Genomic DNA, 19,477 nt, shown 5'->3' with positions numbered 1-19,477 from the left:
TCCTTATTTTACAACGCTATATGATTCAACCTGGATATTCAGTGGTATCTCATTCATTCCAAGTACGGTTAAATGCGGAATAATCCGCTGAGTAAGTTGCCTGATTTGCCGCCTCAGCAGTGACGAACACAGTAGAACCGGCCGTTTGCGATCACTTAGCATTTTTTCAACCTGTAGGGCGAGGGCGGTGATAAAACTTTCGGTCAGAGCCGGTTCAATGGCCAGGCTGTCATTCACCAGATGCTGGCTTAATTTTTGTTCGAGCGCAGGCGTCAGAGTCAGAACTGGCAGGCTGTTTGAATTAACCAGCAGTTTCTGGCAAATAGACGGCGCCAGCCGTGTCCGGACCAATTCAGTCAATTGACCTGGATCTTGTGTGCTTTTGCCGTGCTCGAGTAAGGTTTCAAGAATTTGGGACAGGTAACGGATTGATACCCGTTCTTGCAGCAGGTTTTGTAAAATACGCTGGATATGGCTTAACGGCAGCAAGGCGGGAATCAATTCATCACGCAGAGCGGAAACGGTTTCCTGATTTAACAGGGTTTCAGTTTCGTTACGGGTTAGCAGTTCTGGCAGACTGGTTTGCAACACATCATTTAAATGGGTTATCAGAACCAGCAGCGGTTCAGTAAGGGTATAACCCGAGGCTTTTGCGGCTTCGGTACTGGCGGATTCTATCCAGATTGCCGGTAGTCCGTAACCCGGATCACGGACTTCTATGCCGCTGAGTCCAGTGTTTTTTGCGTTTTGGCTGCGAGTAGGTTTGAGCGCAAGCACTTTGTCAAGATGAAGCTGATTGAAGCCGTGATTATTGCCATGGATATAAAGACCATAAAAAGGATAGGCCAGTTTCTTATCAGCAGCCAGTTTGACTTCGGGAATGACCAGACCAAGTTCGCAGGCTATCCGTTCACGCAATTGCTGAATCAATTGTAACAACTGTGATTCATGTGGCTTAAGCTCTTGCCACAAAACAGGATTTAATTGGATTTCTATCGGATAAATGCGAATTTTCTGGTACAGATCCTGTTCCGCCTCGTCAACCGCATCAGTTTGCTTTTGTCCTTTTCCGGCTGTTAATGCCAATAACAGAAACACAGCCAGAACAGAAAGAATAGGCAGTGCCGGCATCCCTTTCAAACATAATAATCCTGCCAGGCAAAAGCAAATCATAAACAGACTTTTAGGATACGAAGTTAGCTGGCGGGCTACTTCGCTGCCCAGTTGAGCATCGGTTGCCGCCCGGGTGACAATAATGCCGGTTGCCATAGCAATAACCAGTGCCGGAATCTGGGTAATCAGGCCGTCGCCTACCGTCAACAGGGAATAGGTGTGCACCGAGTCGGACAGGCTCAAGCCTTTTTGTGTCATACCAATAGCAAGACCGCCTACCAGATCAACAACAATGATCAGGATACCGGCAATAGCATCGCCTTTGACAAATTTGCTGGCGCCATCCATCGCGCCATAAAAGTTGGCTTCACGCTCAATCTGGGCACGCCGGGTTCTGGCTTCATCCTGTGAAATCAGCCCCATATTTAAATCGGCATCGATACTCATTTGCTTACCCGGCATACTGTCCAGAGTAAAGCGGGCGGCTACTTCGGCGACACGCTGGGCGCCATTAGTGACGACAACGTATTGCACAATAATCAGTATCATAAAGACGACTAGCCCCATTATGTAATTCTCATGAATGACATAATGGCCGATCGCGCTGATGACCTTACCCGCATTGGCGTCAGCCAGAATAAGCCGGGTGGCAGAAACGTTAAGCGCAAGCCGAAACAGGGTTGAAATCAGCAACAGGGCAGGGAAGGTTGAAAAGCTGAGCGGCTTGTCCGTATAGAAAGTCAGCAACAGAATTGTGAGCGCCCAGCTGAAATTGATAATCAGCAGTAAATCCAGCAATCCTGCCGGAATGGGGATAAATAAAATCAGTAAAATACCGGTTGCAAAAGCAACCATCAGCACTTCGCTGTTTTGGGCAAAAACTCTGCTTTTACGCATCATCGGCTAGCCCTCTGCTGGTAAATTTCACGAAATATCATGGCGGCAACCGGAAAATGCTCTTCTCTGATATATTGATTAAGATCAGTGGATGCAAAAAGCGCACGTGCAAACAATTTATTTTCAATAATCGGAATCTGGTTACGGGCGGCAATCTGTTTTACCTGCCTGACCATCTTTCCTTGTGCCTTACATACAATCTGTGGTGAGGGCATTGTTCCCTGATCATATTTAAGCGCGATCGCCAGATGAGTTGGGTTGGCAATAACAACATCCGCACTTCTGACCCGCTCCAGAGAAGCCGTTTTCTGTCTAAGCTGTTTCTGTAACTGGCGAATCCTGGATTTGATTTTGGGATCGCCTTCCCGCTGACGATATTCGTCCTTGACCTCCTGTTTGCTCATTCGATTATCTTTGGCAAATTTACGGCGAGTGTAGAGCTTGTCAACTACTGACAGGGTTAAAAGCACAACGACAATCTGCAGAAAAATGCGGGAAACAAAGTGGGTAAAGGTCAACAGCAGATGTTCAGGCGTTGTGTAATCCGCTGTGATTGCAGTAATAATCTGATGATTGAGGTTCGCAGCCAGAACCAGGGAAACGGCGGCAATTTTTAAAATATTTTTGCCAGCATCAAACAGTAGTTTTAGCGAAAAAAAGCGTTTAAAACCGCTGATCGGATTAAGCCGCCTGAAGTCAGGTACCAGAGGTTTTACTGTCCAGACGAAACCGATCTGGCCTGTAGTTGCAAGGATAATAATCAGCAAGCCGATGAGCGCCAGCGGCAGCCAGAGCGCCAATAACTGATTGAGGGTAAACTGGAAAAAATGACTGATGTTATCAGCAGTAAAATTCATCTGGACTGCCAGTAACAGCGGCTGACTGGCAAGTTTTTTTACCTGTTCCAATGTGGCTGGCCAAAGCGCAGCCATAACGATAAGCAATGTCAATAAAAACAGGCAGACTGTCAGTTCGGGGCTTTTGCTTACCTGGCCTTGTTCCTTAGCCTTTTTTAATTTATAGGGTGTGGCTTTTTCTGTTTTTTCGCTCATGACAATATCCTTTGCCAGCTTTGATAACAGAACGAAAAGACTTTGGCTGCAAATGGTTTAAAACTGCTGAGCACTATACTTAAAGCGACAAACCCAAACAGGATTTTAACGGGCAGAGTCAGGAACCATGCACTTAATTGCGGAGCGCTGCGAGCCAGAATACTGCCTGCAAGTTCAATCACTGCCAGGCTGGCAAATAACGGTACGGTCAGTAAAAAACCAAGATAAAACATTAAACCAAATTGCCTGATGACGGCATTAAAGCCATTAAACATAGCCAGTGTTCCGGGTGGAATGGCTTGAAACGAAGCCATAACGGTTTTTAACATGTGATGATGGCCATTGCTGGCAAAAAATATTATTGTTGCTAACAAGAGCAGCAATTTGCCGGTTATTGAGTCATAACTGTGGTCAGCCGGATTTAAAATTGCCAGTGCGTTAAGGCCCATCTGCTCATCGATTAACTGGCCAGCGATCTGGAAGACTGCCAGAGCGGCATGCAAGCAAAGCGTTAACAGTAAGCCATTGCAGAACTCAATGATGCCTGCAATGATTAAAGCCGTATGCTCAACCAGCGGTTCAGCCAGCGGGCTGTTATGGGCGATAAACAAGCTCAGAATCATCAGTAATAACAGCCTTACCATGACAGGCAAGGCTGTAAATGCCTGAATGGGAGAGAACAATAACAACGGACTGGTGCGGATAGCAATTAAAAAAAACGTAGTCAGCATAGGCACAGACAGTTTAATCACCGCACTGCCTCCGGAATGGTTGAGAAAACAGTACGGGCAAACTCAATCAGCGAATGCAGCATCCAGCCGCCGCAAAGCATCAGCATTAAAATAACGACAGTAATTTTGGGAATAGCGCTGATTGCCGAATCCTGAATTTGGGTGACAACCTGAAGAATGGAAATCAACAATCCGCAAAGCAAGGCAGAAAGAATTATCGGTGAAGAAATAATCAGGGCCTGCCAAAGCAGTTGCCTGGATAGAAATATCGCGAAATCGTCAGACATAATCCATTTCCATATCATTTTTTGTTGTTTGCTTAATCCGGGATACGTATTATTTTTCCGTAGTCACTTTGGTTAAAAAAGATGACTTACGTATCCAGAGCCGGATTAAAACAGAATCAATATAGAAATGCAAATGCTTTTTTTAAAAGGATGCATGGTTGTAATTGAAAAAGGCAATTGCAGAAATGCCTGCCTTTCGTATAATTACTCCTTTTGTATGATCGCAAAGGAACGTTTCATGATCACTCTCTATCAATTTCCCAGTGTGTGGGGATTACCCAATGCCAGCCCGTTTTGCATGAAAATCGAAACTTACCTGCGAATGGTCGAATTGCCCTATGAAAACCGTTACGTAATGGATCCGCGCAAAAGTCCAAAGGGTAAATTTCCTTATATTAAAATTGATGGTCAGCCGGTTGCTGACAGTGAATTAATTATTCAGTTTTTGAAACAGAAATTTGGCGACAGCCTTGATAAAGGCTTAACCGAACAGCAGAAAGCCTCTGCAGTGGTGTTGGACGCTATGCTAAGCGAGCGGTTATACTGGCTGATTCTCTACTCGCGCTGGTATACGGAAACAGGATGGGCTTACGTAAAGCCAGCTTATTTTTCAAGATTGCCTGCGCTGGCGAAGCTTTTTGTACCGAAAGCAGTCCGTAAAAAAATGCTTCAAGCATTATTTGTGCAGGGAACAGGGCGTCATACTGCCGAAGAAATAGCTGCTATGACTGCAGCGGCAGTTGATGCACTGGCTGTCATTCTGGGCGAGCAATCCTATTTTATGGGTGATGAGCCAACCAGTATTGATGCATCGGCTTTTGCATTCCTGGCTAATATTGTCTGGCAGCCGTTTGAAGATCAGTTGAAGGCCTCTGTATTAAAACATAAAAATCTGTATAGCTATTGTGAGCGGATGTGGTGCAATTTCTATCCGGAAATGAAACTGCCTGGTTAAAAACCAGCTTTATGCCGGATAATTTTTGTAGGTTGGGCTGTAAAGCCCAACAACTCCTTAACCTAATCGTGGCAGCGCAGCCATCTTTTCGCCCAGCCTATCCAGGTTTTTCTGCGTCGCCGTCCGATTAAAAAACGACAGACAACTTCGATGTTTGGCGAATAAAGGCATTTCAGCAGCCATGCTGATGGCTCGAAGCGGGAGAGTAACATTTTTCGCATGGAGGGAGTCATACGCTTTGTTACGAGTCGCTTTCCGCTCTTCCCGATTTTGCCAGAACTCTCTTTGTAGAATAACTTGCGGCCTTAAAACACCCTGAGTTAACTCAGACGTTATAAACTCGCATTCACCCCGATCGGCATACTCCTCAACATAAGGTAAATTATGTTTTCTATAGACCGCATGTAAAAAGTTCTGGTAGCGAATACCATCATAGGTTCTGGTATCAAAATAAGAATTATGTCCTGCCTTATCCAGTTGCAGAAAATAAACTGGCTGAACATTAGTTGCGCCATTTTCAATCGCCTGAATCCGATGATTGGCTACCCGTAACGCCAGACTAAAGCTGCTTTTATGAGCAACAATACCATCGTTACGCGAGGATACAATAACTAATGGTACATCTAACGGAAATTGTTCTACTTGCGCTCGTGCCTGTTGATTTTTTTCTGCTACATGTTGTCTGCCCAGAAAAAGGTAAGCAATGAATTTATTATAAAGAAGCTTGCCTAGCCAGCGTGAGAAATAGACTTTAAACAATCCGCTAATCGATGCTGGCGCGCCTTCAAGAACGCATAACGCAGCCGGATAGCGATTCATGGCCAATGATACAAAGGTAGTAGAGCCGCCGCGTGAAACACCATAATAGACAGTTTTTTTATCTGGTCCGACTGCAGCGGACAAAGCGTTCGCTTTGCGGGCGTGGTTGCTGATATCAGTCTTCTGACCCAGAGAGGCCAGCGCAGGATTAACGCTGAAATTTTTAACACGGCCGCTTTCATTAATTGGATAGGGTGGTTGGTAATCATCAGGCTTGCGGTTTCTTATTTGAATGTTTTTAAGCCATAATTTAATCCGCGTCAGGCTGAACTTTGATTCTCTGTTTATTTCGTTGATTTCAGGATAAAGCCACAAACGGTTGGGGGGAAAAGCTAAAATCGATGGTTGGTTATAACGAACAGCTTCTCCTGTGGTAGTGATAACAGTCTGATTCCCGGTATAGTTTGCCGCCTGAGTCTGAAAAGTGTTTTTGCCCTGATAGAATAGATAATACGTTGAATCAAGATCGCCCTTCCAGGTAGCCATAATGAGTTCTCTATATAAGTAGTTAATAGATTGCATTATATTAAATATGCTCACTGAGATCAATGATTGTTCAAGTGCAACAAAGAAGAACTACTCTTAACACGCTTTAATTCACGTCATCCCGAGTGCAGCGAGGGATCTCCAACAAACGGCACGTACTAAATTAATGTAAAAAGCGCTTGAAAATTATGTGTTTATGATCAAATAGCCCCATGAAAGACTACGAACAAATTATAGAAACACTTTAGGCAGGAGTTAAATATTGCGAATGTTGCAAGAAAGCGATAACAGCGCAAGGGAGATCCCTCGCTGCACTCGGGATGACGTGGGGAGTCACGAAATGTGATGTTTCAGTACTTAAAAAGGGAAGTAATTTTTTTGTATCAGCATTCCGGTCTTTCCTCATGTTGCCCTTTTTCAACTTTATCAGGTGAATGAGAATCTTGTCCGGATTCAAGCAATTTCGGTTTGAAAAATAAGGTTTGAAGCTTGTTAATAAAAATTTTTTGTTCTTTCTCCACTTTTTCATAAGGGAATTCATATGAATACGCAACACAACATTCGCTAGTTCTTATTCTCTTTTCTTCACGTTCGAAAAATGGTTGGATACTTGAAAAAATAATATAGGAGTAAATAGTATTTAAAACATCCTGATTTAAGATGAAAAGCAGGCACTCAATTTGTCTATAACCTTGCTGAAGGGTAATACAAGCTTGTGCAGCATGCCATGCTTCGTTTGCTTTTAGCACGTTCTTGATACGATTGCTTATTTCAATGTGAGGAGAATGTAGCGAATCAAAACTAATCCCAAAACCAGCAGGCAACTTCTTTTCAATGAAGGCTTTCTCTAATGTATTAGCAAGCAATGCTGCACCTGCATTTGATTCCTTAGAAAACTTGAAGTGAAACCCCGGCGGTAATTGCCCACTCTCAAAAACTTCAGCCATGATTGTAGCAGTATTATGATAATTTATAAGTTCGACATGAAGGCCTCGTTGACACTTTCCGCTTTGGAATGCAGACGCTAGTGTTTTTGCCGCATCATCATGAGAACAATTTAGCCTTAAGCTCAAATTTTGTGGGCATTGCGGGTTTTGTATAGCAGCAACAAGCTCTTTTAAATCTTCTTTCCCTATACCAGCGCTTATATTAAGGTGTAAACCATTTGGGCATTTTCCACTAGTTAATGCTTTTACTAATGCTTTTACGCCTTCATCAAAGACGTACCTAAGAAAAATCGATAAAGGAAGCCGACAATTTCCCGATTCTAAGGCTTGTGCTAATGCAATTGCACATGCGTTTTTACACGATTCATTATCCAGATTAATCTTCAATCCTGCAGGATATTTACCTTTTTCCAACCCCGCTGCAATGGCAATAGCAATGGATTGAATAGCGGGATAATACGAAAAATCCAAATGTAAATCTAGGGAAGAGTTGCTGGGAAAATCGCTTAAAGCCTTTGTAATACCTTTGCAATCTTCAGGAGATACGTAGCCTTCATGTATAAATAAATGTATATTATTGGGCTTAAGAAGTTCGGGGCTATTTTGGTCTATTAGATTGAAAAATGTCTTTAAGTCTGTAATTTTCATTGTCTAGTTCTCGTTAACTTAGATAATTTTAAAAGAAACTTATTACCGTACTCTGTTTAAGTTATTAATTAATAATATGTAATAATAAAGTACTATTATAACATTATTTGAACATATCGTCTATGCTATTAATTTCCTGATGTTTGATCAATGGCGGTAGTTTGGGTCGTTTGACCCAACAAAAAGATGGTGAATAAAGGAAATGTTGGTCAAACGGCTCAACCTACGGTTATTTTAATAAAATTTAGGCTGTAAATTCTGACATTCCATGTAAAGTGTTATTTTTTTAAAAATTGCTTGACAGATAACAGGTCTGTCATTAAACTGCCAATCTCTTTGAGGGGCTATAGCTCAGCTGGGAGAGCGCTTGCATGGCATGCAAGAGGTCGGCGGTTCGATCCCGCCTAGCTCCACCACCATTAAACTGATGTTTTGTGGTGGTAAGAAAAATAGTTCCAGGTCCCCATCGTCTAGAGGCCTAGGACATCGCCCTTTCACGGCGGTAACGGGGGTTCGAATCCCCCTGGGGACGCCATTTCAGGCTATTTTTTTAGTGTTGTTTGTAGTAGTTGTTAGACCATCCCAAGGTCCCCATCGTCTAGAGGCCTAGGACATCGCCCTTTCACGGCGGTAACGGGGGTTCGAATCCCCCTGGGGACGCCATAACCGGATGGCGGCTTTTTTCAAAGCCGCTCAAAAATAGTTCTGGTATTAAATCCAAATAATCTTTCATGCATCCGGTATGCGTATTCATCAGTCATATTTGCAATATAATCACATACTACACGAAAAGCAGCATTTTCATCTTTGGCCCGGCTGTATAATTCGCGGTTTTTGTTATCCAGCAGACTTGACGGATTAGAACTGATAGCTTCAAACAACCGCAGTACCACTGTTTGCCCGCCATATTCAAACGTTCTTGCTTCCTGAGAATCAATAACATGTTTATAGATACTGTTTTTTAAGTAATCCAGCAGCAGGGCTGCTCTTGGCTCCAAAACGATATTATGTTTCAGTAACGGGTTTTCAAACTGCTCATTGGTAATTGAAATTTGGGTCGCGGTAATAAAAAAATTAACCATCTCCCCGATAACCTGTTTCAATTTACCAGCCTCGGAGGCAAACAGGGCATTCAGTATTTTATCAGGACTACTGCCAAAATCAGCGTTTTCAAGCAGTTGGCGGAATTCATGGTTATCCAGTTGATCGCGATTAATTAACCGTAAATGAATGGCATCTTCCAAATCATGGACACCATAAGCGATATCATCAGCGGCATCCATAATGGAGCAGTCAAAACCATGATAAGCCGCTTTGCCATGCTGTTTATCAACCGGCTGTTTTTGAAGTGATTGAAATAACTGGCGATCGGCATCGTGAAATGGCGCAAGCAGCCAGTCAATTTCTGGTTGTTCGCTGTCAAAATACGCTTTCGGCGGTAACCAGTCATTGACTCGAATCGTCTTGTGCATATTATCAAGCGGTTTTGATTGTTGCGGGGCAACAACCGCATCGCGATTTACCGGGTATTTCAGGATCCCTAACAGGGAGCGGCGAGTAAGATCAAGCCCGAAATCGCCATAACTGTTTTCAACCTTGGTAAGCAGTCTCAGTGTCTGGGCATTGCCTTCAAAACCACCATGATCACGCATCATATAATTGAGCGCTACTTCGCCGCCATGTCCAAAGGGCGGGTGGCCTATGTCATGGAGCAGGCAGATAACACTGATTAAATCATCATTAGGCAGCAGGCTTGCAAGAACAGTTTCCTGATGATTAATAGCCAGATTACGGACAATGCTGCAGCCTATTGAAGCAACTTCAAGCGAGTGAGTTAGCCGGGTGCGATGAAAATCGCCTTCATCGGTGCCAAGAATCTGGGTTTTGCGTTGCAAGCGTCTGAATGCCGGGCAATGGATTACCCGTGTTCTGTCACGTTCATAAGGATCACGATGGTCTTGCGCACCGCGCTGATTTGATTGTCCTGAGCGTCTATGAGTCCACATGGTAAAGCCCGATCTGAAAAACTATTAATCCGATGGTATCAGAAATTAAAAAATATTCCCAAACCGTCTACACTTATAATATCCCAATAAAAACAAAAAGAGGGAAGGACGGTATGAAAACACGTACACTCATCTCTGGACTTTGCCTTTGTTTAATGGCAGGTTGTACTATGGTTGATGATGATAATATGGGTAGTAATTATCCTGCTTATCAGCCTTATAACTATAATGACATGCAGTACCAAAACTATAATGTCACCATTGATTACACGAATCAGACGCAGCCGGAATACGGCCGAAACGCTAAAGTGCCCGATTCCTATCATGTCGGCGCCTATCATTCACCGACTCCCGCCAAAGATGTAGACCGGCAGTGGGTTAATAGCCAGAATCCACAAGGTTATACCATAGAAATTGCCGATAGTGAAAAAGCCTCCCATGTAGCCAAACAGCTCTACAAAGCTCCGAAAAAAGATCGCATGGCTGAAATTAAATATAACCGTAATGGTAAGGCGCATTATAAAGGCCTCTATGGCAGCTATAACTCAAAAGAAGAGGCGCAGGAAGCGCTGAATTCACTGCCGGATGATATTAAACAGGGGGCAGGCGTTAAGAACTGGGGAAATGTACAGACTAATGTTAGTGAATAGGTAGGTTGGGTCGTTTGACCCAACAAAAGCTGGTGAGTAAGGAAATGTTGGGTCAAAACGACCCAACCTACACTGTCATATAAGTGCAGCCCAAAACTCCTTAATTTATTTTTTAACACTGGAAATCAAAACCGATATTTTGCTTGATGCACCATTATCTGCTCTTCAGTTAATCCTTTCCTGTTATGAAAAAAGCCAATCCCATGCCTTACTTCGGTTTCCGCGGTGGCAGAAAATAGCGTTTCATCATCGGTTCCAATAGTAACAGGATCACTGATATCATCATAAACCCCTCTGACTGGATGGGGGTCTTTTTCCAAATGCCAATTTAATCGGCTATGGCAAGTAGGGCATATCTCAATTGGAATCTGGAGTTCGGCAATTTTCTTTTGTTGCTGCTCTGTTAAATAAATGCAATGACCTAATCTGACTTTACCTTCGAACAGGTTTTTCACTTGTGCCGGTTGTTTTAATTTCCATTGTTCCAAGGCCATTAAAACACAATCCGTATCGTCTTCTTCTATTTTACTTTTGGTTTCTGCCATATGAACGGCGATTGGAATATCACTATTTAGCGCCAGAAGAACAACATCGTGAAGTTGATCTCCGGTCAGTGTTCTTGCAGCAGCCGGGTTGCCGGAAATGTCCAGTCCATGTAATACAGCACGGTTTTCGCGGATTCTGTGAATAAATTGTTCTGCATCAGCCAGGGTATGTACTGTTCTGTCCAGGCTTAACAAACCAAAGGCTTGTTTATCTTTTATTGTTTCATTTGCTTTATTTAATGCCGCCACAAACGTATCAATATATTTGTCTCTCGACTCGCCCTTAAGCTTTTTGGGCGTTGTTCTGATTTCAATGTATTCCGCAACAGTATTTTCAACAACATCTAAAACCGCCTCATAGATATCGCTTAAATCCTGAATAATTTGATGAATAAATTCGAATTGCTGCCATATAAGGGTTATAACGTTTTTGGCAAAGCCTTCTTCGGGTTGTTCAGCGGCAAGCTTGTGATAATCCTCTTTCAACTTTACCAACTTGTTATATTCATCCATGCGAGCATTTTTTGTGGCTGTTCTGCTTAAAAAATCCCAACTAACGCTTCCATTAAGGTGATTATGTAAATCCGAGAGCCACTTTTTTGGTTTTGTCATTATTATTTTACACCGATTTAAAAAAGCGCCAGTGTAATAACTCTCTTGTAAAAAGTATATCTATTGTTGAATAAATGAAATGTTGGGCTTTACAGCCCAACCTACACTGTTATAATAAGGGTAGGTTGGGTTAAACGAAGTGCAGCCCAACACTCCTTAAAACTGCTGCATCATGACCCAATAACAGCAGTGACCTTCACTAATCCCGGCGTGCCAGTATTATTGATCGCCAACGTTTTCACCGTAATTGCATATTGATTCCCCAAGGCCCATAACCATTTCAAAAATTGATTATAAGGTACAGTTTCAAAGCCAAGCTGAATATCCCCCTGGCTGGTTTGTTGCAGCTGATTGGGAAATTTCTGAAAAGCAGGAGCCTGCAACTGACTGGCGATAACAGTGAGCAGCTTGTTATTAGTAGTTGTAATCAATGACCTGGATGTTGTTGTGCTGGTACTTACTTGTTGCATCCAGTTATAGGTAACCTGTTTTTCCTGCAGTTCTTTGGTTTTACTGGCAACAGCGTTATTTAATGGTGAATAAACTAGCAAATAGAATAAATAGGCAATCAAAACAGCAACACCGACAATGGCTGCAACCCGGTCACGTTCGTTCAGATTTGCCCAATACTGCATCATAACCCAAGCTCCAGTGTTGCGGCTACCTGCTGATCCCGTGAAGCAGCCTGTGATTGCTTAACTTTAAGTTGTGCTTTTTGCAAGGCAGTCTGCAGCGTTTCCAGAGTATTAAAATCTTTAGCGATTAAACTGACTTGCAGAATCTGGTTTTGAAACCGTAATTTTTCAATGACCGACTGGGTTTGTTGGTTTGCAGCTGATAATTGATTTAATAACAACCAGAGCGCGTTATCAGTGCCGCTGTTATGTGTTTTCAGGAATTGCTCAATGCGAAAGCGCGGGCTGATTACCTGTTTGGCTTCAGGAAAGAATTTATAATAAATCGTTGCTATCTGCTGATCAACAGCAGCTATTTTATTATTCAACTGATGAATTTTAATGGCATCAACAGCAATGACTGCAAGCAGCCATAATCCAATCATTCCGGCGGCGGCATAATACCAGATTTTCTGATTCCCTGTTGCCGTCTCATGGGCAAACTCGCCGCGGCAAAGATTGAGCAGCGGGCGGGATTGTAAGCGCTTGGCAATCCAGCTGGCAGACATTTCTGATTCAGATGTTGTACCGGTTGTTTGCAGCGCAGGATCAGTATCGGCAAATGAATAAATTTTTAAATCTTCCGGACGGGTCTTCAAATAGATAGGAACAAAATCCTGGTTTAGATAACCGCAAAAACCAGTCTGATCATTTATCAGTAATCCTGAACCAGACAGGCAGCCTTCCCCATCGGCCAGTGCAAACCAGTCAACAGTGATGCAATCAAACCGGAGATTATTTTCTTTCAGACGACTAATAATATCCGCCAGAAAAATTTTGTTGCACACAGCAACTTGATAACGCCCCTGTTTATAATGATTTCGACTGAATGCAAAATGCAGGTCATCGAGATTTTCCGCCAGGTTTTCTTCTAAGGCAAAAGGCAACACGGTACCGGCTTTTTTATCATTGAGTAAGGGTAGTTCAGGGTTGTGGATCGAGAAGTGTTCGCAAGAAAGGACAATAACAGTGCGGGCCGTGTTCTGGATTTGTCTGATTTCATCAAAATGCCTATCCGCTAAGGTCAGTTCTACGGCATTTTGATTATCCAGAACAATACATTGACAAGAATGTTCGGTAAGATATTTTGCAAAAATATAACAAGTTGTCACTGTCGTCCTTTTTAGCCAGATTATAGCGAAGGAGCTCCTGAACCGGGCCCTGGTTCAGGAGAAAAATTATTATGCGTAGGCAAATTTTTTCCCTTGCGTGGAACTCGCCCATTGCGTTTTCAACTGTTGCGACAGAAGGTAAACGGCCATGGCATATTGTGGGCTGCTGTTGTAACGGGTAATCACATAAAAATTGGGATAAGCCAGCCAATATTCAGAACCGCTCTGGTTAATTAATTCAATCAAGCCGGCTTTTTCAGGTGGATTAACTGCAGCAGTAACGGGTTTAACACCCGCAGCGGCCAATTGTTTCTTGTCATAAGCGGCTGTTTTATTTGTAGTATTAATTTTTTTGTAGCCGCTACCATAAATCTGTGCTGGTTGTGCAACACCCTGATTAGGCATCCAGCCATGTTTATGAAAGTAGTTAGCTACACTGGCAATTACTGCATTATCATCATTCATTAAATCTTTTTTCGGGTTACCGGTAAAATCGGCTGCGTAATAACGGTAACTGCTAGGCATGAATTGCGGTTTCCCCATTGCTCCGGCATAGGAACCCAGGTATTGCGTAGGCTGAACATTATGTTCACGGCAAAGGATCAGATATTCAGCCAATTCTTTTTTAAAAAACTCTTCGCGCTTGGGATAATTGAACGCCAGAGTGGATAGCGCATCCAGCACGCGGTAATTCCCCTGATTTTTACCATATAATGTTTCAACACCAATAATAGCGACAATGATATTGGCAGGAACATGGTATTTTTTTTCTGCCTGCATTAACGCTTTCTGATTTGCCTGCCAGAATTCAATACCACCCTGAACCCGTTGCTGGGTTAAAAACAGTTGTTTATAGACATCCCAGGTTTTTTTTTCATAGGGTTTTTCCATCGATTCAATAATCCGCGGTTGTACTTGCACATTATTAAAGGTGTTAACCAGATCCTTGCGTTGGAAACCATGTTTAGTAACCATAAAATTAATAAATTGCTGAACATCTTTTCGTTGGGTAAAATTCTGATCAGCATTGGCATTATAACCAGAAAGCAATGTTGCAAAGGCAAGGCAAAGCGTAATTAATCGTCGCATGGGGCGGCATCCTGTAGTTTGACAAAGTCCTCATTGTAGTCAAAAAAGCAGCCCTCAGCAAACGTATTCTAGCGGATATTAACCGTAAAATTACAAATTGTTTCTGGTAATGTTTTTAAGCTCTTAAAGAAAAGGCCGGCACGCCTCAGGCCAGGGCTTCCTTTTGTGGCAGGCTTTATTGCTACTGGTTCTTCTGCCGGTATCGAACAAACTTTTTCCTGGCTATCCTTGAGATTTTTGGGTAATAACTGAATATTTTTAAGACAGACGCAAGCCCCTTTTGCCGGAAGGGAATCCGAACCCGTTCTTATAGATGCAATTACGTAATCCTGATAACTTAGCTCATGATAACCTGTATCAGGTTCTTCCGAATTATCGAACTTTGCGATCGCTGAAAAAGGCGTGTTAATCAAGTCGATATAAATAAGATTGTTTACTTTATCTACAGACGTGGTTAATCCACGAGCTTCGAGTTCTTTTTTGAATCTTTGGGCATGAGAGTTTTCTTTTTGTCCAATGTAAAAGCGTGTAAGGTTTGGCATACAACAGTCCTGTTAATCTATCTTCGGTAATTAATTATAACAATTGATTATTAATGGATCCTTATATCATAAAAATAATTCATTTGAAAATAAACGGATCAATCAGATCATAAAATGCAAAACAGGTTGTGCTTGGGTACAGACTTTACATTGTTTGCTATAGTAAATCTTCATTGAGGCTTTCTGTGACTTGATTAATACGTTAGAATAAGCCAATTTTACCAGCAGGTTTTTAAGTTGAGCGATTTAAGTTTAATCCGTAATTTTTCAATTATTGCCCATATTGATCATGGTAAATCGACTTTGGCTGATCGATTTATTCAATTCTGCGGCGGCCTTTCCGACCGGGAAATGGCTGATCAGGTACTGGATTCCATGGATATCGAGCGCGAGCGCGGCATTACCATCAAAGCGCAAAGCGTTTCGCTGAATTACAAAGCCAAAAACGGCAAAACCTATTTGCTGAACTTTATTGATACCCCGGGGCATGTTGACTTCAGTTACGAAGTATCGCGTTCACTCGCTGCCTGCGAGGGCGCTATCCTGGTCGTGGATGCCGCCCAGGGAGTGGAAGCTCAGACGGTAGCCGTGTGTTATACCGCTATTGAACAAGGGTTGGAAGTTTTACCCGTACTGAATAAAATTGATTTGCCACAGGCAGAACCGGAGCGTGTGGTTGCTGAAATAGAGGATATTATCGGCGTAGAAGCCCATCATGCCATTCATGCCAGCGCGAAAAGCGGCCTGGGTGTTCAGGATGTGCTGGAGGCATTGGTTGAATATATTCCACCGCCTACAGGCGATACTACTGCGCCGCTACAAGCCCTTATCATTGATTCATGGTTTGATAGCTATCTTGGGGTTGTCTCGCTGGTTCGCATCGTTAATGGAACGCTGCGAAAAGGCGACAAAATGCGCGTAATGTCTACTGGCCGGGCCTATGAAGTGGATCAGGTTGGTATTTTCACGCCCAAGAGAACCAGTCTTGCCGAACTTAAAGCAGGCGAAGTCGGTTATGTTATCGCCGGTATTAAAGATATTCAGGGTGCGCCTGTCGGTGATACTCTGACGCTTGACCGTACGCCTGCTGATACTCAGCTACCTGGTTTCCAACGTGTGAAACCGCAAGTTTATGCCGGTCTTTTCCCGATTAGTTCCGATGATTTCGAGGCATTCAGGGAAGCGTTGGCCAAATTGAGTCTTAATGACGCATCCCTGTTTTACGAGCCAGAATCATCTGAGGCTCTGGGGTTTGGTTTCCGTTGCGGTTTTCTCGGTATGCTGCATATGGAAATTATTCAGGAGCGGCTCGAGCGCGAATACGATCTTGATTTGATTTCTACAGCGCCGACAGTTGTTTATAAAATTGTGACTACCAAGGGTGAAACCTTAATGATCGATAACCCGTCACAATTACCGCCCAGTCCGCAAATCAAACAGATGTTCGAACCCATCGTCCGGGCTAATATTCTTGTACCCAATGATTATTTAGGTCAGGTCATAACGCTTTGCGTCGAGCGCAGAGGCGTTCAGGTCAGTATGATGTACAGCGGCCGGCAGGTATCGGTTACCTATGATTTGCCGATGAGCGAAGTAGTTTCGGATTTCTTTGATCGTTTGAAATCTGTCAGCCGTGGTTATGCTTCACTGGATTATAACTTCCTGCGTTTTGATGAAGCGGATCTGGTAAAAATGGACGTACTGATTAACGGTGAAAAAGTTGACGCCCTGGCCGTGATTGTCCACCGCAGTACTGCTCATACTCGCGGTAAGGCGTTGGCAGACAAGTTGCGTGAATTGATACCTCGTCAGATGTTTGATGTGGCGATTCAGGCCGCATTGGGTAGCCATATCATTGCACGCCAGACGGTTAAAGCGCTGCGTAAAAATGTGACGGCGAAATGTTATGGCGGCGACATCACCCGCAAACGTAAATTACTTGAAAAACAAAAAGCAGGTAAAAAACGAATGAAACAAGTCGGGCATGTGGAAATTCCACAGGAAGCATTTATGGCGGTGTTTCAAACCGATCGAAAAAAATAGCCGAAAGATAACAGACAGGAATTAATATGAACTTTGCTTTAGTGCTAGTAATCCTTTCGCTGGTAAGCGGTATCATCTACTTGCTGGATGTGCTGTTCTGGTCGAAAAAGCGTGGTCAGGATCAACGGCCTGGAAAAATTATTGAATATTCCCGTTCATTTTTCCCGGTATTTTTCTTTGTGTTATTGTTGCGCTCTTTTTTGATTGAGCCTTTCCGCATTCCTTCTGGCTCGCTTGAGCCAACGCTTCTTATCGGCGACTTTCTGGCTGTGAATAAATTTGCCTATGGATTACGTTTGCCTGTGTGGGAAAAGAAAGTGATTCCGGTAAGCGATCCAAAAACTGGCGAGATTGCGATTTTCCGCTGGCCGCCCGATCCTTCTTATGATTATATCAAGCGGGTTATCGGCGTACCTGGCGATAAAGTCAGCTATCATAATAAAGTCCTGACCATTAATGGCAAGGAAATGAAACAAAATTTTGTTGAGTACACCACTGATGAAAGTTCAGGTAAAGCTGTTGCCAAATACCGGGAAAATCTCAATGGTGTCGAGCATGATATTTATATTCGTCCTGATTTGCCTGCCGAAAACTTTGATCTTGAAGTGCCAGCCGGCAAATATTTTATGATGGGCGATAACCGGGATGACAGCGCCGATAGCCGCTATTGGGGGTTCGTAGATGATGAATACCTGCGTGGTAAAGCGCTGCTGGTGTGGATGAGCTGGAATGGCGCGACTGATAGTGTCAGATGGTCTGGTATAGGCCGGATTATTCACTAGGAAATCTAATGAGTCAGTAACATAAGGATATGACAATGAGAAAGCAAAAAGGAATTACTCTGATTGGTATGTTGTTAACAACAGCTACGGTTATTATTATCGCTATTGTTGTTTTGAGGATTGTGCCGGTTTATATTCAGAACTTTGAGGTTAAAAGTTCGCTCAAGGCTTTGCAATCACTTGATCAAACCAATTTTACGGATGACCGTATGGTTAATGCCTCGGTACTGAAGAATAAGTTGGAGAATCAATTGTATGTCAATGGCATTGAATTGAAACCCGAACAGATCCGAATTACACCCCAGGATGACGGCAGTTATAAAATAGAACTTAATTATACTGTGATTAAGCCTTTGGTTTATAACGTAAGCCTGAAATTTGATTTTCATGAATTGCAAGAGGTAAAAGTTGGTTCCAATTGATTTAAAGCGTTTATGCCGGCGGCTGGGGTACGAATTTAATAATATATCGCTCCTGAAACAGGCGCTGACGCATCGCAGCGCCGGTAATATCAATAATGAACGTTTTGAATTTTTAGGTGATTCGATACTGAGTTTTGTCATTGCTAATGCGCTGTTTGAGCAATTTCCCAATGAGAGCGAAGGGCAGTTAAGCCGTTTGCGGTCGTTTCTGGTAAAAGGTGATATGCTGGCTGATATCGCCATGGAATTGCAATTGGGAGATTATCTTTTCCTGGGACAAGGAGAACTAAAAAGCGGCGGCTTCCGTCGTGCATCCATACTTGCTGATGCGGTAGAGGCTGTTATCGCTGCTGTGTTCCTCGATAGCAATATCGAACAGGCTCGTCTGCTAATCCTCAAGCTTTACCATACAAGGCTTTCTGATACTAAATTGCAGGATAATCTGAAAGATGCTAAAACCCAATTACAGGAACATCTGCAGGCAAATAAAAAATCTTTACCGGAATATATTCTCATTGAGGTGAGCGGTGAAGAGCACGAGCAGATTTTCCGGGTCAGTTGTACGATAAAAAGCCTGAATAAAACGACATATGGTCAAGGCGCGACACGCCGGAAAGCCGAGCAGGAAGCAGCCAGACAGCATTTACAATATATCAGGGAAACGGCTGGCAGAAAGTAAATGTGGTATCAACATGATAAAGAGCTAATTACATTACAGGTTTATGTCCAGCCGGGAGCAAAAACTACCGAAATCACTGGGTTGTATGACGGTTTGTTAAAAATCCGACTCAATGCGCCGCCTGTTGAAGGCCGCGCAAACGAAACCCTGCAACAATATATCGCTCGTTTATTCGCGGTACCAGTGCGACAGGTTACATTGGTTCGCGGGATAAGCAGCCGGCGTAAGACACTGAAAATCCAGGGTAGTACTATTGATCCTGAAACTTTATTGGTTGGGCTGTGAAGCTCAACACTCCTTGCCAGAATGAAATGTTGGCTTTACAGCCCAATGGCGCTGCCTTAAGCTGCTTGATTATTAACCATTGACCTTGCTCTTTGGTCCAA

19 protein-coding genes and 3 tRNA genes are annotated in these 19,477 nt (G+C 43.1%); 10 read left to right on the top strand and 12 right to left on the bottom strand.

Annotated features, from left to right (window positions below; genetic code table 11):
• Nucleotides 1-3: 3 nt before the first annotated feature.
• From ACFORL_RS10385 to ACFORL_RS10370, 4 genes are read right to left on the bottom strand one after another with little or no spacing between them, the layout of a single operon-like run.
• Nucleotides 4-2,013: a flagellar biosynthesis protein FlhA gene (locus ACFORL_RS10385; protein WP_382343734.1), complete on the bottom strand. Its 2,010-nt coding sequence runs from the start codon at nt 2,011-2,013 to the stop codon at nt 4-6.
• Nucleotides 2,010-3,062: an EscU/YscU/HrcU family type III secretion system export apparatus switch protein gene (locus ACFORL_RS10380; RefSeq protein WP_382343733.1), complete on the bottom strand. Its 1,053-nt coding sequence runs from the start codon at nt 3,060-3,062 to the stop codon at nt 2,010-2,012. Before ACFORL_RS10380 ends, ACFORL_RS10385 begins: the two co-directional genes overlap by 4 nt.
• Complete coding sequence (locus ACFORL_RS10375) at nt 3,059-3,814, bottom strand: flagellar biosynthetic protein FliR (RefSeq protein ID WP_382343731.1); 756 nt, start codon at nt 3,812-3,814, stop codon at nt 3,059-3,061. Before ACFORL_RS10375 ends, ACFORL_RS10380 begins: the two co-directional genes overlap by 4 nt.
• The gene (locus tag ACFORL_RS10370) at nt 3,811-4,080 is read right to left on the bottom strand and encodes a flagellar biosynthetic protein FliQ (RefSeq protein ID WP_382343730.1); all 270 of its coding nucleotides are present in this window, start codon (nt 4,078-4,080) and stop codon (nt 3,811-3,813) included. The genes ACFORL_RS10375 and ACFORL_RS10370 overlap by 4 nt, the downstream gene beginning before the upstream one ends.
• A gap of 238 nt (nt 4,081-4,318) precedes the next feature.
• On the opposite strand from ACFORL_RS10370, the gene ACFORL_RS10365 reads away from it, so the two are divergent.
• Nucleotides 4,319-5,035 carry a glutathione S-transferase family protein gene (locus tag ACFORL_RS10365; protein ID WP_382343728.1) on the top strand — a complete coding sequence of 239 codons (717 nt, stop codon included), beginning with the start codon at nt 4,319-4,321 and terminating at the stop codon, nt 5,033-5,035.
• Nucleotides 5,036-5,092: 57 nt separating this feature from the next.
• Here ACFORL_RS10365 and ACFORL_RS10360 read toward each other — a convergent pair whose 3' ends face one another.
• Together ACFORL_RS10360 and ACFORL_RS10355 are read right to left on the bottom strand one after the other, a co-directional pair.
• Nucleotides 5,093-6,340 carry a hypothetical protein gene (locus tag ACFORL_RS10360; RefSeq protein ID WP_382343726.1) on the bottom strand — a complete coding sequence of 416 codons (1,248 nt, stop codon included), beginning with the start codon at nt 6,338-6,340 and terminating at the stop codon, nt 5,093-5,095.
• 383 nt (nt 6,341-6,723) lie between these two features.
• A complete protein-coding gene (locus tag ACFORL_RS10355; protein ID WP_382343724.1) occupies nt 6,724-7,935 on the bottom strand; it encodes a hypothetical protein in 1,212 nt (403 codons plus the stop codon).
• A gap of 340 nt (nt 7,936-8,275) precedes the next feature.
• Between ACFORL_RS10355 and ACFORL_RS10350 the strand changes: the two genes are divergently transcribed.
• From ACFORL_RS10350 to ACFORL_RS10340, 3 genes are all read left to right on the top strand, one after another.
• Nucleotides 8,276-8,351, top strand: a tRNA-Ala gene (locus ACFORL_RS10350).
• 43 nt (nt 8,352-8,394) lie between these two features.
• Nucleotides 8,395-8,470: transfer RNA gene (locus ACFORL_RS10345), tRNA-Glu, on the top strand.
• A 52-nt stretch (nt 8,471-8,522) separates the two neighbouring features.
• Nucleotides 8,523-8,598 (top strand) — tRNA-Glu (locus ACFORL_RS10340).
• Nucleotides 8,599-8,618: 20 nt separating this feature from the next.
• Here ACFORL_RS10340 and ACFORL_RS10335 read toward each other — a convergent pair.
• Nucleotides 8,619-9,941: an anti-phage deoxyguanosine triphosphatase gene (locus ACFORL_RS10335; RefSeq protein ID WP_382343722.1), complete on the bottom strand. Its 1,323-nt coding sequence runs from the start codon at nt 9,939-9,941 to the stop codon at nt 8,619-8,621.
• A 113-nt stretch (nt 9,942-10,054) separates the two neighbouring features.
• Here ACFORL_RS10335 and ACFORL_RS10330 point away from each other — a divergent pair, with 113 nt between their 5' ends.
• The gene (locus tag ACFORL_RS10330) at nt 10,055-10,591 is read left to right on the top strand and encodes an SPOR domain-containing protein (protein WP_382343720.1); all 537 of its coding nucleotides are present in this window, start codon (nt 10,055-10,057) and stop codon (nt 10,589-10,591) included.
• 125 nt (nt 10,592-10,716) lie between these two features.
• Here the strand turns inward: ACFORL_RS10330 and ACFORL_RS10325 are convergent, their stop codons facing one another.
• From ACFORL_RS10325 to ACFORL_RS10305, 5 genes are all read right to left on the bottom strand, one after another.
• Nucleotides 10,717-11,748, bottom strand: coding sequence for an amidohydrolase family protein (locus ACFORL_RS10325; RefSeq protein ID WP_382343718.1), 1,032 nt, complete (start codon nt 11,746-11,748; stop codon nt 10,717-10,719).
• A 170-nt stretch (nt 11,749-11,918) separates the two neighbouring features.
• Nucleotides 11,919-12,386, bottom strand: coding sequence for a type II secretion system protein GspM (gspM, locus tag ACFORL_RS10320; RefSeq protein WP_382343716.1), 468 nt, complete (start codon nt 12,384-12,386; stop codon nt 11,919-11,921).
• Complete coding sequence (gspL, locus tag ACFORL_RS10315) at nt 12,383-13,534, bottom strand: type II secretion system protein GspL (RefSeq protein WP_382343714.1); 1,152 nt, start codon at nt 13,532-13,534, stop codon at nt 12,383-12,385. Before gspL ends, gspM begins: the two co-directional genes overlap by 4 nt.
• A 69-nt stretch (nt 13,535-13,603) precedes the next feature.
• On the bottom strand, nt 13,604-14,623 hold the full coding sequence (gene mltB, locus ACFORL_RS10310; RefSeq protein ID WP_382343712.1) for a lytic murein transglycosylase B: 1,020 nt from the start codon (nt 14,621-14,623) through the stop codon (nt 13,604-13,606).
• 68 nt (nt 14,624-14,691) lie between these two features.
• Nucleotides 14,692-15,165, bottom strand: coding sequence for a hypothetical protein (locus ACFORL_RS10305; RefSeq protein WP_382343710.1), 474 nt, complete (start codon nt 15,163-15,165; stop codon nt 14,692-14,694).
• A gap of 237 nt (nt 15,166-15,402) precedes the next feature.
• Between ACFORL_RS10305 and lepA the strand changes: the two genes are divergently transcribed.
• From lepA to ACFORL_RS10280, 5 genes are read left to right on the top strand one after another with little or no spacing between them, the layout of a single operon-like run.
• Complete coding sequence (gene lepA, locus ACFORL_RS10300) at nt 15,403-17,208, top strand: translation elongation factor 4 (RefSeq protein ID WP_382343708.1); 1,806 nt, start codon at nt 15,403-15,405, stop codon at nt 17,206-17,208.
• A gap of 26 nt (nt 17,209-17,234) precedes the next feature.
• Entirely contained in the window at nt 17,235-17,990 is a 756-nt protein-coding gene (gene lepB / locus ACFORL_RS10295) for a signal peptidase I (protein WP_382343706.1), read from the top strand.
• 35 nt (nt 17,991-18,025) lie between these two features.
• A complete protein-coding gene (locus tag ACFORL_RS10290) occupies nt 18,026-18,412 on the top strand; it encodes a DUF4845 domain-containing protein (RefSeq protein WP_382343704.1) in 387 nt (128 codons plus the stop codon).
• Complete coding sequence (gene rnc, locus ACFORL_RS10285) at nt 18,399-19,091, top strand: ribonuclease III (protein ID WP_382343702.1); 693 nt, start codon at nt 18,399-18,401, stop codon at nt 19,089-19,091. Before ACFORL_RS10290 ends, rnc begins: the two co-directional genes overlap by 14 nt.
• Nucleotides 19,092-19,376 (top strand): DUF167 domain-containing protein, encoded by a 285-nt coding sequence (locus ACFORL_RS10280; RefSeq protein ID WP_382343700.1) that lies wholly within the window; start codon nt 19,092-19,094, stop codon nt 19,374-19,376. It abuts the gene before it with no gap.
• Nucleotides 19,377-19,477 lie beyond the last annotated feature (101 nt).

It is taken from the genome of Legionella dresdenensis, from assembly GCF_042649825.1.
Classification (GTDB): Bacteria; Pseudomonadota; Gammaproteobacteria; order Legionellales; family Legionellaceae; genus Legionella_C; species Legionella_C dresdenensis.
The sequence above is the reverse complement of the archived record's forward strand: the minus strand, read 5'-3'. Positions and strand labels throughout refer to the sequence as shown.